This is a genomic window from Burkholderia sp. HI2761 (assembly GCF_002223355.1).
Classification (GTDB): domain Bacteria; phylum Pseudomonadota; class Gammaproteobacteria; order Burkholderiales; family Burkholderiaceae; genus Burkholderia.
Map to the genome: position 1 here is coordinate 376910 of NZ_NKFN01000001.1, position 14227 is coordinate 391136.

The 14227-nt window shown below is 67.9% G+C and carries 13 protein-coding genes; 4 read left to right on the plus strand and 9 right to left on the minus strand.

Features of this window, described 5'->3' with window-relative positions:
* Positions 1-315: 315 nt before the first annotated feature.
* The 3 genes from CFB46_RS01760 to CFB46_RS01770 form a co-directional block, all read right to left on the minus strand.
* Positions 316-702, minus strand: coding sequence for a RidA family protein (locus tag CFB46_RS01760; protein WP_006751946.1), 387 nt, complete (start codon positions 700-702; stop codon positions 316-318).
* A gap of 125 nt (positions 703-827) precedes the next feature.
* Positions 828-2309: an N-acyl-D-amino-acid deacylase family protein gene (locus CFB46_RS01765; protein ID WP_027785409.1), complete on the minus strand. Its 1482-nt coding sequence runs from the start codon at positions 2307-2309 to the stop codon at positions 828-830.
* 2 nt (positions 2310-2311) lie between these two features.
* On the minus strand, positions 2312-3250 hold the full coding sequence (locus tag CFB46_RS01770) for a MurR/RpiR family transcriptional regulator (protein WP_027785410.1): 939 nt from the start codon (positions 3248-3250) through the stop codon (positions 2312-2314).
* Positions 3251-3369: 119 nt separating this feature from the next.
* On the opposite strand from CFB46_RS01770, the gene CFB46_RS01775 reads away from it, so the two are divergent.
* On the plus strand, positions 3370-4650 hold the full coding sequence (locus CFB46_RS01775) for an amino acid deaminase (RefSeq protein ID WP_027785411.1): 1281 nt from the start codon (positions 3370-3372) through the stop codon (positions 4648-4650).
* A 157-nt stretch (positions 4651-4807) separates the two neighbouring features.
* A complete protein-coding gene (locus CFB46_RS01780; protein WP_006487930.1) occupies positions 4808-5389 on the plus strand; it encodes a DJ-1/PfpI family protein in 582 nt (193 codons plus the stop codon).
* 125 nt (positions 5390-5514) lie between these two features.
* Here CFB46_RS01780 and CFB46_RS01785 read toward each other — a convergent pair whose 3' ends face one another.
* Positions 5515-5961: a MarR family winged helix-turn-helix transcriptional regulator gene (locus CFB46_RS01785; RefSeq protein WP_027785412.1), complete on the minus strand. Its 447-nt coding sequence runs from the start codon at positions 5959-5961 to the stop codon at positions 5515-5517.
* A gap of 58 nt (positions 5962-6019) precedes the next feature.
* Complete coding sequence (locus CFB46_RS01790) at positions 6020-7615, minus strand: MDR family MFS transporter (RefSeq protein WP_089499160.1); 1596 nt, start codon at positions 7613-7615, stop codon at positions 6020-6022.
* A 106-nt stretch (positions 7616-7721) separates the two neighbouring features.
* Between CFB46_RS01790 and CFB46_RS01795 the strand changes: the two genes are divergently transcribed.
* Entirely contained in the window at positions 7722-8564 is an 843-nt protein-coding gene (locus CFB46_RS01795; RefSeq protein WP_027785414.1) for an EcsC family protein, read from the plus strand.
* On the opposite strand, the gene CFB46_RS01800 is transcribed toward CFB46_RS01795, so the two are convergent.
* Positions 8534-9496: an alpha/beta hydrolase gene (locus tag CFB46_RS01800; RefSeq protein WP_027785415.1), complete on the minus strand. Its 963-nt coding sequence runs from the start codon at positions 9494-9496 to the stop codon at positions 8534-8536. The two genes, CFB46_RS01795 and CFB46_RS01800, sit on opposite strands and share 31 nt — an antisense overlap.
* An 89-nt stretch (positions 9497-9585) precedes the next feature.
* Positions 9586-10020, minus strand: coding sequence for a CHRD domain-containing protein (locus tag CFB46_RS01805; protein ID WP_027785416.1), 435 nt, complete (start codon positions 10018-10020; stop codon positions 9586-9588).
* A 461-nt stretch (positions 10021-10481) separates the two neighbouring features.
* Here CFB46_RS01805 and CFB46_RS01810 point away from each other — a divergent pair, with 461 nt between their 5' ends.
* On the plus strand, positions 10482-11483 hold the full coding sequence (locus CFB46_RS01810) for a hypothetical protein (RefSeq protein ID WP_027785417.1): 1002 nt from the start codon (positions 10482-10484) through the stop codon (positions 11481-11483).
* Between the two features lie 30 nt (positions 11484-11513).
* On the opposite strand, the gene CFB46_RS01815 is transcribed toward CFB46_RS01810, so the two are convergent.
* Together CFB46_RS01815 and CFB46_RS01820 are read right to left on the minus strand one after the other, a co-directional pair.
* On the minus strand, positions 11514-12287 hold the full coding sequence (locus CFB46_RS01815; protein ID WP_027785418.1) for a class II aldolase/adducin family protein: 774 nt from the start codon (positions 12285-12287) through the stop codon (positions 11514-11516).
* A 243-nt stretch (positions 12288-12530) separates the two neighbouring features.
* The gene (locus tag CFB46_RS01820) at positions 12531-14153 is read right to left on the minus strand and encodes a phospholipase D family protein (protein ID WP_027785419.1); all 1623 of its coding nucleotides are present in this window, start codon (positions 14151-14153) and stop codon (positions 12531-12533) included.
* Between the last annotated feature and the right edge of the window lie 74 nt (positions 14154-14227).

The window sequence follows — 14227 nt, forward strand, 5'->3', positions numbered from 1 at the left end:
TGTCGAAGCCCGCCGGCAGATCGATGCGCACGGACGGACGGCCTTTCACGGCAGTGCGGCCAATTGCGCGGCGCCCCATTTCCTTTCTACGGCAGCACGATGCAGGATCGCGAGCGTAACGGATTCGCGCTTGCGGCCACGCACCTTTCGAAGCACCCATCGCCGGAATAGCGAATGGCGCAACCCTTCGGACGTATCGTGTCGCGCTCTCGTCGACAGGATTTTATTCAAAGCGTAAAAATTCAGTGCCGACGCAACGGGGCCGGCGCACACCAATGCGCCGGCCCCGTCACACAACAATCCGCCCTCGCCGCGCTACTTCGCCGGCGCCTTGTAAGCAATACAATCGACCTCGACCTTGCAGTCGATCACCATGCTCGACTGCACGCACGCACGTGCCGGCGGATGCTCGCCGAAGTACGAGACGAACACCTTGTTGAACGACGCGAAATCGCGCGCGTCGTCGAGCCACACGCCGCAGCGCACGACGTGCTCGAGGCCGTAGCCGGCTTCCTTCAGGATCGCGATCACGTTCTCGATCGTCTGCTTCGACTGCGTGACGATCCCGCCTTCGACGACCTCGCCGTTCACCATCGGCGTCTGGCCCGACACGTACAGCCAGCCATCTGCCTCGACCGCGCGTGCAAACGGCATCACCTGGCCGCCGGTCCCCTTCGCTTCGCCTACGCCATATCGCTTCATCGTTTCACTCCTCGTTTGTCGACCAGCGTCGGCGCTTCAGCGCTGACTCCGGTCCCATGCAACGCTCGGTTGCGGATGCGCGCGCCGGCTGCTGCGGCACGCATGGAAGATCGGAATACGGGCGTTCAGAACGCCGCATCGGCACCGGCCGGCACGCGCTCGCCGCGCGCGACGAAACCGCCGGCGCGCTCGCCGGTCGGCTGGCCGTTTTCATAAGTCAGCACGCCGTTGACCCACACCGCGTCGATCCCGTGCGCGGGTTGCTGCGGCTTGTCGAACGTCGCGGCGTCGATCACGCGCGCCGGATCGAACAGCACGAGATCGGCGTGGTAGCCGACGTGCACCTCGCCGCGGCGCGCGATCCCGAAGCGGCGCGCGGACAGCGACGTCATCTTGCGGATCGCCTCCTCGAGCGGCAGCAGGTTCGTGTCGCGCACGTAGTGGCCGAGCACGCGCGGAAACGCGCCCCACAACCGCGGATGCGGCAGCGGATCGTTCGGCAGCCCGTCGGAGCCGACCATCGTCGCCGGATGCGAAAGGATGCGACGCACGTCGTCCTCGGACATGTTGTGGTACACGGCGCCCGCCGGACGGATCCGCTGCGCGGCCTCCTGCTCGGTCACGCCCCAGTCGGCCGCGATCGCCTTCAGCAGCTTGCCCGCGACTTCCGGGTGCGGCTCCGACCACGTAATCGTGATGTCGATGTCGCCCGTCACCTGCTTCAGGTCGAGCGTCGACGAACTGCGGCTGTACGGATAGCAGTCGCAGCCGACCGGCTGGTAACGGCGCGCACCTTCGAGCGACGCGAGCACCTCGGTGCTGCGCCCCCAGTTCGACGGACCCGCGCACTTCAGGTGCGAGATCACGACCGGCACCTGCGCGTGGCGGCCGACGCGGTAGGCCTCGTCCATCGCATCGAGGATCGCGTCGAATTCGGTGCGCATGTGCGTCGTGTACAGCGCGCCGGCTTTGGCGAGCGGCTCGGCGAGCGCCATCACTTCCTCGGTCGGCGCCGCGAACGCGGAGCCGTATGCGAGGCCTGATGACAGGCCGAGCGCGCCGTTCGCGAGCGCCTCCTCGAGCTGCGCGCGCATGCCGGCGATCTCGCCATCGGTCGCCGCGCGGTCGAGGCGGTCCATCTGGTTGTTGCGCAGCGCCGTATGGCCGACGAGCGCCGCGACGTTCACGGCCGGGCGCGCATCGTTCACGGCCGCGACGTAAGCGGCGAAGCTCGGGTACTGGAACGCATCGCGCCCGCCGAGCAGGTTCATCGGGTCGGGCGGATCGCCCGCGAGCGTCACCGGCGACGCGCTGATCCCGCAGTTGCCGACGATCACGGTCGTCACGCCCTGCGAGATCTTCGGGATCATCTCCGGCGCCCGGATCACGTGCGTGTCGTCGTGCGTGTGCACGTCGACGAAACCCGGCGCCAGCGCACGGCCGTTCGCGTCGACGACGTTCTCGGCGAGCCAGTTCGACAGGTTGCCGATCGCCGCGATCTGGCCGTTGCGGATCGCGACGTCGCGCGTAACGGGCGGTGCGCCGGTGCCGTCGTACAGTTGCGCGCCGACGATCAGCGTATCGGCCGCTTCGGGATGCGAATGCATGGTCAGTCTCCTACCGGTTGACGGTCTCCGCCGCCGCGATGCGCATCGAGTGCGTGCTTGATGCGGCGCAGCGATTCTCGGCCCGCATCGCCGAGCCGCAATGCGACTCCGGTGACGAGCACGTCGATCGCCATCATCATCGCGTAGCGCGATGTCGAAGGCTTGTAAATGAAATCGGTTTCGAATGCGACGACGGGAATCAGATGGTCGGCGAGCTTCGCGAGCGGCGACGCCGGCGCGGTGATCGCGATCAGCTTCGCGCCGTAGCGCTTCGCGAGCCGGCAGCTCTCGAGCAGCTCGGGCACGCGCCCGCTCACCGACAACGCGACGACGACCGCGTCGCTCGACAGCGTCGCGGCCACCATCCGCTGCAGCAGGCCGTCCTGGTAGCTCGCGACCGGCCGGCCGAACCGCACGAGCCGGAAGCGCAGCTCGTCGGCAAGCGCGGTCGAGCCGCCGCCCTGTCCGTACACGTAAATCATTTTCGCGCCGGCGAGCAAGTCGGCCGCCGCGTCGAACGACGTGTTGCGCAGCAACTGGTGGTTGTGCGCGAGCGCCACGCGAATCTCGTCGTAGACCATCGACGCGGGGCTCGTGTCGTCGGCCGGCGCGTCGTCGGACGGCACCAGAAAGCGCTGGCCGACGGCCGCCGCCTGCGCGACGAGCACCTTCAGCTCGCGCACGTCGCGGCAGCCGACGGCCTTCGCGAAACGCGTGACCGTCGCGACGCTGACCTCCGCGTCGCGCGCGAGCGCGCCGATGCTCGCATGCGCGGCGCGCGCCAGATCGGCGAGGATGAACGCGGCGACCTTGCGCTCGGCTTCGCGCAGCTCGGGCGCGCATTCGGCGATCCGCGCGACGATGTCGAGGACCGGCGGGGCGGCCTGAGCCGGATGGGGCTCGACGGCGGGCGAAGCGGACGGGGAAGCGGGCGTATTCATCGGCGGCAAAGGGTGCGAAGCTGGATGTTATTAAATAACATCACCGCGCAGATGCTACTTTCTGTACCATTTGCATGTCAACTTCAGTGCAATGCATAGTGATGATGGAGCGGGATGACATGAAAGTTACAAACTATCAGGAAGCGACGATCGATCCGTTCGGCAAGGGTCTGGGCAATCTGCCGAGCGCGAGCGTGCCGCTCGGCGATGCGGGCCGGCTCGAATGGAACCTGCTCGCGGAAGACGTCAGCCTGCCGGCCGCCGTGCTTTACGCGGATCGCGTCGAGCACAACCTGAACTGGATGCAGGCGTTCGTGCAGAAATACGGCGTCAAGTTCGCGCCGCATGGCAAGACGACGATGGCGCCGCAACTGTTCCGCCGCCAGCTCGACGCCGGCGCGTGGGGCATCACGCTCGCGACCGCGCACCAGACGCAGGCCGCGTATCACGGCGGCGTGCGGCGCGTGCTGCTCGCGAACCAGCTGGTCGGCCGCCAGAACATGACGATCATCGCCGGGCTGCTGTCCGATCCCGATTTCGAATTCTTCTGTCTCGTCGATTCCGCGGACAGCGTCGATCAGCTCGGCCGCTTCTTCGGCGACGCGAAGAAATCGCTGAACGTGCTGATCGAGCTCGGCGTGCCGGGCGGCCGTGCGGGCGTGCGCGATGCCGCGCAACGCGAGGCCGTGCTGGCCGCGATCGCGCGCTATCCGGACACGCTGAAGCTGGCCGGCATCGAACTCTATGAAGGCGTGCTGAAAGAGGAAGGCGAGATCCGCACGTTCCTGCAGCAGGCGGTCGCGCTCACGCGCGAACTGGCCGAAGCCGGCCGCTTCGCGCGCACGCCCGCGATCCTGTCCGGCGCCGGTTCGGCGTGGTACGACGTGGTCGCGGAAGAATTCAAGAAGGCGTCCGACGCGGGCTTCGCGGAAGTCGTGCTGCGCCCGGGCTGCTACCTGACGCACGATGTCGGCATCTACAAGAAGGCGCAGACCGACGTGTTCGCGCGCAACCCGATCGCCCGCTCGATGGGCGAAGGGCTGCTGCCGGCGCTGCAACTGTGGGCGTACGTACAGTCGGTGCCGGAGCAGAATCGCGCGATCGTCGCGCTCGGCAAGCGCGATGCGGCGTTCGACGCGGGCCTGCCCGAGCCGGCGCGCCATTTCCGTCCGGGCCGCGACGCCGCGCCGCGCGACGTCGCCGCCACCGAAGGCTGGGCCGTCACCGGGATGATGGATCAGCACGCGTACCTGCAGATTCCGCCGGGCGCGGACGTGAAGGTCGGCGACATGGTCGCGTTCGACATCTCGCACCCGTGCCTGACGTTCGACAAGTGGCGCCAGGTGCTCGTGCTCGATCCGCAATTCCGCGTGACGGAAGTCGTCGAAACCTTCTTCTGACGCATGCCGCGCGCCGCGCCGCCCTGCCGCTCGCGCGGGGCGGCCGTCACGCGCGCTTCAATCTGCCGGAGTACACTGCGCTTTCGTCCTCGGGGCCCGTCGTCGCCGTCATGCACGGCGCGACCGGGCCTTCAACGCTGTTTCACGGGAGAAAGCCATGGCCGCGAAGAAGATCCTGTTCCTGACCGGCGATTTCGCCGAAGACTACGAAACGATGGTGCCGTTCCAGGCGCTGCAGGCCGTCGGCCACCACGTCGACGCAGTCTGCCCGGGCAAGCGCGCGGGCGACAAGATCAAGACCGCGATCCACGATTTCGAGGGCGACCAGACCTACACCGAGAAACCCGGCCACCAGTTCACGCTGAATGCGGCGTTCGACGACGTCGATGCGGCGCGCTACGACGCGCTCGCGATCGCGGGCGGCCGCGCCCCCGAGTATCTACGACTGGATCCGAAGGTGATCTCGCTCGTGCGCGAGTTCGCCGAAGCCGGCAAGCCGATCGCGGCGATCTGCCACGCGGCGCAACTGCTCGCGGCCGCCGACGTGATCCGCGGCAAGCGCATTTCGGCGTACCCGGCCTGCGCGCCGGAGGTGAAGCTCGCGGGCGGCGAATACGCGGACATCCCGGTCGACGCGGCCGTGACCGACGCGCCGTTCGTCACCGCGCCCGCGTGGCCCGCGCATCCGGCCTGGCTTGCGCAGTTCCTCGCGCTGCTCGGCACGCGCATCGAGCTGTAAACGAAGTTGAAATGAAATGAGGCAACACGCCGGCCGGCGGCGGGTTCGAGCGCCCCGTATGCCGCGCCGGTCGCGTTCGGCCGAGGGGGGAACCCGTCGGGCCGCTTTCCGCCCCTTCCCGCCTGTCAGTGCGGCGCCGGTGTCGACCCGACGTCCGCGATCCGCGTTTCCAGCATCGCGAGCGCACCCGACAGCGCATTCAGCACGTCGTCCGGCAGCTGCGCCATCGTCTGTTCGAGAAACGCCTTGCGGCGCGGCAGGCACGCGTCGAACGCCGCGCGGCCTGCGTCCGTCAGCGTGACGTTGGTCACGCGGTTGTCGCGCGCGTCCGATTCGCGCTCGATCCAGCCGAGCGCGTCGAGCGACTTCAACTGACGCGTGAGCGCGCCCGGATCGATGCGCAGCACTTCGACGAGCTTCTTCTGCGACGAATGTCCGCCCATCGTGTGCAGCGCGACCATGATGCGCCAGCGCGGCATCGGCTGCCCGACGTGCGCTTCGAACGCGGTCATGAACGCGCGATACGTGCGTCCGAATTGCTGCAAGATCGCGACGCGGTCCTGTTCTTCCATGCGCTGATTTCGTTCCGGTGAATCGTTGAGTCGTCGAATCGCTCGCTCGCCTGCTCGGTCAATCGGCCGCGACGTGCGGTTCGATCTTGCGCCGCAGCGCGATCGGCGGCACGCGACGGCACTGCCACACCGACACCACGGCGACGACGGCCGCCATCGCGACGCCCAGGTGAATCGCGCCGACCAGCGATTCGCGGGCCGCTTCCAGCAGCAGCGCGCCATTATGCCCGGCACGCGTCAACTCCGCGACGAGACCGCCCTGCGCCGCGCGATCGATCAGGATCTGCGGATCGGCGAGCCGCGCGTGCCACTGCATCGCCTGATCGGCCGACAGCGCGCTGCGCACGCCGCTCGAATACATCTGGTTGACGAGCGTGCCCGTGAGCGCCGTGCCGAGCATGCCGCCGACCATCCGCAGCGACTGCAGCAGCGCCGTCGCGATGCCGAGGTGCTCGCGGCCGGCCGTCTGCTGCGCGAACACGGTGAGGTTCGGCAGCACGAAGCCGAGCCCGATGCCGCCCGCGACCATCAACGCCATCAGCATCCAGGTCGGCGTCGTGTGGGTCGACACGACGATGCCCGCGCACGCGATCGCGAACAGCGCGAAGCCGACGTGCAGCATCGCGTTCGGATGGCGGATACGCGTGACGACGCGGCCGTTCATGATGCTGCCGATCGTGATGAACACGACGAGCGGCGTGATCACGAGCCCGGCCTCCTTCGGCGACATCCCGAAGCCGCCCTGGAACAGCAGCGGCGCGTAGAACAGCAGCGAGAACATCGAGAAACCGGCGAGGATCGCGAGCACGAAGAGCGCCGACAACGCGCGGTTGCCGAACATGTCGAACGGCAAGATCGGCTGCGCGCAGCGCTTCTCCCAGTGCCACAGGCCGACGCCGGCCGCGACGACGACGACGAGCAGCAGCGACGCCCAGCTCGCGACGCCGTACTTCGGCAGCCATTCGACGAACAGTTGCAGCGCGCCGAGCGACAGTGCGATCAGCAGCGCGCCGGGCCAGTCGAGCCGCATCTTGCGATCGTGCTCGACGTGGCGCAGGTGCGGCAGGTAGCGCCACACGAAGAACAGCGACAGCAGGCCGACCGGCAGATTCACGTAGAACACGGAGCGCCAGCCGAACGACTGGGTCAGCACGCCGCCGAGCGACGGGCCGACCGCGTTCGCGATGCCGAACGCGGAGCTCATCAGCACCTGCCAGCGCAGCCGCACGACGGAATCGGGGAACAGGTCGGGAATGCATGCGAACGCGGTGCCGACCAGCATCCCGCCGCCGATGCCCTGCAGCCCGCGCGCGAGGACGAGATACAGCATGTCGTCGGCCATCCCGCACAGCACCGACGCGCCGGTGAACACGACGATCGACACGATCACGAACGGCTTGCGGCCGTAATAGTCGCCGAGCCGGCCGAAGATCGGCACGGTGATCACGGAACTGAGCAGGTACGAGGTCGCGACCCACGCGTACAGGTCGAAGCCGCGAAGTTCGGCGACGATGGTCGGCAGCGCGGTGCCGACGACCGTCTGATCCAGCGCGACCAGCATGGTGACGAACGAGATCCCGATCATCGCGAGCAGCGATTCGCGGAACGGCAGGACTTGCCCGCTCGAATGGTGGGCGGCAGTATGGACGGGCATTTTTTGTCGATGCAACTTTTGCCGAGTCAAAGAATCTCAAAATTCTAGCATGCGGGAGTAATCTAGGCTGGCGATGGGTCAAGGCCCGTTCACGCCAAGGAGAAAGATGGAACCGATTTCAATCACCCCCGCCACGACGCTGTCGCCGGAGGACCGGGACGCGCTGCGGCGCGCGAAGCAGGTGCTGGAAAGCCCGTCGCTGACGATGAAGCTGACGGGCGTGCTCGGCGCGCCGGTCGAGAAAATGATCGCGCGGCTGCCGGACTTCGCGACCGGCAAGATCAACGATGCGACGCAGCTCGCGCTGCGCAAGTGCCTGAACATCGCGCTGCGCACGCTTGGCAAGCCGCAGTCGCCGGATGCCGAGCCCGAGAAGCCCAGCAACCTGCTGCACAAGCTCGCGGTCGCGACGACCGGCGCGGCGGGCGGCGCGTTCGGCTTTCTCGCGCTGCCGGTCGAGCTGCCGGTGACGACCACGCTGATCTTCCGTTCGGTGTGCGACATCGCGCGCAGCGAGGGCGAGAACCTGACGTCGGTCGATACGCAGTTGCAATGTCTGGCCGTGCTCGGCATGGGCGGCAACCCGGACAAGCAGGAGGAGGACGCCGATCTCGGCTATTTCGTGCTGCGCGGCGCGCTCGCGCAGGCGATCTCGAAGGCGTCGTCGGACATCACGGCGAAAGGCATCGCCGCGCACAGCTCGGCGGCCGTGTTCAAGCTCGTGCAGACGGTGGCCTCACGCTTCTCGGTGCAGGTGACCGAGCAGATGGCCGCGAAGTCGATCCCGGCGATCGGCGCCGTGCTCGGCGCGACCGTCAACACGCTGTTCATCGACCACTTCCAGCAGATGGCGCACGGCCACTTCACCGTGCGCCGGCTCGAACGCAAGTACGGGTCGGTGGCCGTCAAGGCAGCCTATCAGGCGATCGACGCCTCGCCGACGCGCTGAACCGCACGCTCGACCGCGACGCGGCGCAGGAACGCGGCCGCGCGGTCGAGCGCATCGCGCGCTTCCGGCACCATCGGCGCGTACAGCTGCCACACGTGCGGCATGTCGGGCCACACCTCGATCTCCACCGCCACGCCGGCCGCCTTCGCCTTCTCGGCGACGCGGCGCGAATCGTCGAGCAGCACCTCGGTGCTGCCGACCTGGATGTACAGCGGCGGCAGACCCGCGAAATCCGCGTAGAGCGGCGACGCGTACGGATTCGTCGCCGGCTCGTCGCCGAGATACAGCGTCGCGGCCTTCGGCAGCGCCGCGGCCGCGAACATCGGGTCGAGGCCGTCGTTGCCGCGCATCGTGCCGCCGGTGCCGGCCAGGTCGGTCCACGGCGAGAACAGGATCGCGCCGGCCGGCAGCGGCTCGCCGCGATCGCGCAGCGCGACGAGCGTCGCGAGCGCGAGGCCGCCGCCCGCCGAATCGCCGCCGAACACGATCGATTCGGGCGGCGTGCCGAGCGCCAGCAGTTGCCGGTACGCGGCGAGCGCATCGTCGAGCGCGGCCGGAAAGCGGTTTTCGGGCGCGAGCCGGTAGTCGAGCGAGAACGAGCGCACACCCGCGCGCTTCGTCAGGCCGAACACCAGCGGCCGGTGGGTTTTCGTCGAACAGAAGTAGTAACCGCCGCCGTGGAAATACAGCAGCGTGCGGCCGGGCCCGCGTGCCGCGCCCGCGTCGGTGCGTTCGAGCCATTCGCCGCGCAGCGGCGCGTCGCCGGCGCCGTAGCACTGGCGCAGCCGGTAGCCCGACGGCGCGCGGCGCGGCACGATCATCCTCAGGTCGGTAAAGCGCCGGGCACGCGCGGGGTCGAGCACCTCGCGCGTGGTTTCGGGGCGAAACTGCCAGCGCAGCAGCCAGCAGGCGAACTTGCTTTGCCAACTCATCGGACGCACTCCGTCATCACAGTGTGACGATGGTACGTGCGAACGTTCCCGCGTCGCTCGACAAGTGCCTCTATATCAAACACCGACGCTCAGTTCGCCGGCATCACCTGGCCGCGGATCTCGCCGGACGGGTGTTCCTTCGTATGAATATTGAAGTACCACTTGCCGCCCATCAGGTCCGTGACCTGTGCGTCGGTGAGTTCCTTCGAGCCCTTGATCGGACTCGCCAGCTCGTCCTTCGGCACCGGCACCTGTACGCCGGCGTTCTGGCCGACCGGCGCGGGCCCGTGGAAATGCGCGGCGGTGGCCGGCCCCGTGAGGTGTTCGTAAGTGACCGTCCACTGCAGCATGTGCGTGGCCGTGTCGTAGGTGGCGGCGACGGCGCCCGAACCCTTGGTCGCCGTCGGCGGTACTTCGCTCGACGGCTGCAGACTGGCGGACAGGCGCACCGTTTCCGCAACGGCGCTGCCGGCGGCGAGCACGCCCGCGAACAACGCGACCTGGAGCAAACGCAGCTTGAGCATGGATTCTCCTTGTACGACGGGGGACACCGCCCGAGCGGCGGCGCCACACAGGATGGTAGTCGATTGCCGGCCAATCCGGCAGCCTGCCGAAACCTGGAAGAGACCTTTGCAGCACGGCCCCTGAATCCGCGCACGGGCTTTCGCTACACTTCGTTTCACAGTTGCTTGTTTCCTTCGTCCGAAGGAGTCTGCGAGTATTCACGCGGCCGCCCGGCCGCGTTTTTTTTGCGTGTCTCCGGCGGCTAGAGGCATGCCGCGCACGAATGCCCCTTTCCGAAATACCAAGCAGGACGAATCATTTTTCGTCTCGCTCGAGTCGCGATCGGCGCGCGTACCCGCATGTTGTCACGATACGTGTAATACGTTATTGCGCGAACCCGGGTCGACACGTGTTTTCCCGAGCACGAAAATGATCGCGTGTTGTCGTGACTGGAAAGTGAACCGTGCCGGCCCGTCTCCCGATACCCTGCCCGACCCGCCCCGTCCGCGTCCGCCCGCTGCTGGCGGCGCTCTGCTCCGTCGCCGGCCTCTACGGCGCGCCCGTCGACGCGCAGGAATTCTCGCTGTTCGCCGGCCCGCTGTGGGGCGGCAGCCAACGCACGTATTCGTGGGCGTTCGATTACCAGGAAGGCTTGAGCACGCACACCGCGCTCGGCTTCACGTGGTACAACGAAGGGCACATTCCGAATCACCACCGCGATGGCCAGGCGGTGCAGTTCTGGGGCCGCGTGCCGCTCGCGAACCGCCGCCTGGTGCTGTCGGCGGGCGCGGGCCCGTATCGCTACTTCGACACGGTGCCGGCCGCCGAAGGCCGCGGTTACTCGAATACACATGGCTGGGGCGTACTGACGAGCGTGCGCGCCGCGTACTACACGTCGCACCGCTGGATCGCGCAGCTTCAGGTCAACCGCGCGCAGGTGTTCAGTGGGCCCGACACGACGTCGGTGATGTTCGGCGTCGGCTACCAGCTCGATGCGCCCGCCACGCCGGGCCCGCGCGACACCGCGCTGCCGCGCACGCGCAAGGTCACGGACAACGAAATCACCGCGATGCTCGGCGAGACGATTCTCAACAGCCGCTCGTCGCCGTCGACGCTCGGCGGCAGCGTCGAATACCGGCGCGGCCTCACGCGTTCGATCGACTGGACCGCGACATGGATGTACGAAGGCGCGAAGCAGGCGGTCCGCCGCAACGGGATCGCCTCCGAGCTGTGGCTCACGCGTGCGTTCCTGAACGACAAGGCCACGCTGTCGGCCGGCGCCGGCGCGTATTTCACCGTCAACCAGCGCAAACGCGACGGCCAGCCGGGCCCGGGCGACGGCCGGTTCTCCGGCATCGTGTCGATCTCGGCCAGTTACCGGATCTCCGGGCGCTGGCTCACCCGGATCACGTGGAACCGCGTGGTCACGCGCTACGATCGAGACACCGACGTGATCCAGGCCGGCCTCGGCTATCGGTTCTAGTCGGCGCACGCATCGGGCGCGCCGCCCGCGTCACGCGCGATAGCCCGGATCGATCCGGTCGACGATGCGCTGCAGCGCATCGAACGCGTCCTGTCCCGCGCCATGCTTCGGATCGAAATTCAGTGAATCGCGCACGCACCCTTCGAGCACGGACGGCGCGATCGGCAGCGCATCGCCGATCGCATGCGTCGCGATCTGCACCTCGCACGCGCGATTGAGCAGCCACATCAGCGAGAACGTCTGCGCGAGCGTTGCGCCGATCGTCACGGGCCCGTGGTTGCGCAGCAGCAGCACGGGCCGCCCGCCCGCGCTCTCGACGATGCGCCGGCCCTCCTCGAGATGCACGGTGATGCCTTCGAAGTCGTGATACGCGATCTTCCCGTACAGCTGCGCCGAATAGAAATTCGAGAACGACAGCCCGTCGCGCGAACAGCACACGGCCATCGTGGGCGTCGTGTGCACGTGCATCACGCAGTGCGCATCGGGCAGCGCCGCATGGATCGCGCTGTGGAACGTGAAGCCGGCCGGATTGATCGGCCAGTCGGCATGGCCGATCACGTTGCCGTCGATGTCGATCTTCACGAGGTTCGACGCGCACACCTCGCGGTAATGGAGCCCGAACGGGTTGATCAGGAAATGTCCGTCCTCGCCCGGCACGCGCAGCGAGATATGGTTGTAGATCAGCTCGGTCCAGCCGAGGTAATCGAAGATGCGGTAGGCGGCCGCGAGCTGCACACGCGCCGGCCATTCGGCTTCGGAGAAGCGCGCGGGACGCGTGAACGGCTGGTTCGGTACACGTTGCATGGGGAACTCCGGTTGGCGCGCGCGCGGCCGCGGCGCATGGCGGTGCGCATCGTCCATCGTCTGACGGCACCGCGCGCGGTGCGTGCATGCACGTGCGGCGGCGCGTCGTTCGGCGCCGTTCCGCCCCGCATTTTTCGACGGAGCCCGCAGCGCCCTTCACGATATGCATATCGTTGCGCACACAACCATAGCATCTTTCCCCGCGCACCGGAATCGCGGGTTTTGCCGGAGCCGCTCCGGCCCTTACAACTGGTCGTCGACCGGCAGCAGCCTGAAGATGCCGGTCATCACGTTGCGCATCAGCCCGGCATGCGGGTCGACGTGATAGGTGGTGGTCTGACCGCCTTCGGTGCCCGTCCATTCGAGTGCGGGCGGGCTGCCGTCGGTTCGCGTCGCGAGCGTGACGCGGTAGCTTTCGTCCGGCTGCGTCACGCGCGCGAAGATCGCCGCGGCCTGCTGCGCGAGCACCGGGCTGTGGATCACGAGCGCGAGTTCGGTGTTCAGGTGCGCGGAACGCGGGTCGAGGTTCAGCGAGCCGATCACGACGATTTGCCGGTCGATCACGTACGCCTTCGCATGCAGGCTCGCGCGCGAACGCGAGCCGAACAGCCGCGCGGACTCCTGGTCCGGCTGCGACTTGAATTCGTACAGCTCGACGCCGCGCTGCAGCAACGGCACGCGATACGGCGCATAGCCGGCCTGCACCGCGACCGCGTCGGTCGCCGCGAGCGAATTCGTCACGATCGCGACGCGCACGCCGCGCGCGGCCGTGTCGCCGAGGATCTTCACGCCGGCGTCGTGCGGCACGAAGTACGGCGAAAACGCGAGGAATTCCTTCTGCGCGCCGCGCGTCAGCTCGGCCAGGCGCTGCATCGGAGGGCTCACGTACGTGCCGGTCGGCTGCGCGACCTTGGTCGGCGCGTCGACCTTGAATTCGGCCGGCGCCCACACGAGTTCGAGTTCGTCGCGCGCGATCTGCCGTGCCAGCGGCGTCGCGTTCAGCGGCTTCGCGTTGTACGGGTCGGCATTCTTGCGCCAGTGGTCGCGCAGCTCGTCGCGCATCGCGTCGAGATCCTTCGGATCGAACTTCTGATGATTGAGGACGCGCAACGGATAGCTGCTCGCGCTCGCCCAGTAGTCGTCGAAGCTCTTCGAGATGTCGTTCGTCACGGGGCCGGCCGCCAGCACGTCGAGATCGCGGAACTGCAGCGTCGGGCTCGCACTGAAATATTCGTCGCCGAGATTGCGGCCACCGACGATCGCGAGCTGGTTGTCGGCGATCATCGCCTTGTTGTGCATCCGGCGCGTGAAGCTGTCGATCCGCGTGAAGAAGTTGGCCGTGCGCTCCATCACGCCGCGCTGCGATGCGCCGAACGGGTTGAACACGCGGATCTCGATGTTCGGGTGCGTATTCAGCGCGGCCATCACGCGGTCGATATCGTCGAAGTTCAGGTCGTCGACCAGCATCCGCACGCGCACGCCGCGATCGGCCGCGTACAGCGCCGCGCCGAGCAGCAGCTTGCCGGTCGTATCCTCGGTCGCGATGTAGTACTGCATGTCGAGCGTCTTCGTCGCCGCACGCGCGAGCGCGATGCGCATCTGCAACGCGGTGGCGCCGTCGGCCAGCAGCCGGAAGCCCGACTGCGCCGGATGCGCGGCTGCCGGCGCGGCCAGCGCATCGCGCAGCGGCGTCGCGGTATCGGCCGGCAACGCGTGGGAGACGGGACGATCGAGCGAAGTGGCGGGCGGATGCGTCGCGCACGCAGCGAGCGGCAGCAGCGCGCAGACGATCAGCGCGCGGGCCTGGCGGCATGCGGCGCGCCACGACAGCGCGGCCGGTGCGCGCCGGATCAAGGACGTGAGCACGGAAGCTTCCTCGACAGTCGGATCAATGGGCACGTCATCGCCGCGGCGCGCGGCTGACAAGCGGTTCCGGTCGA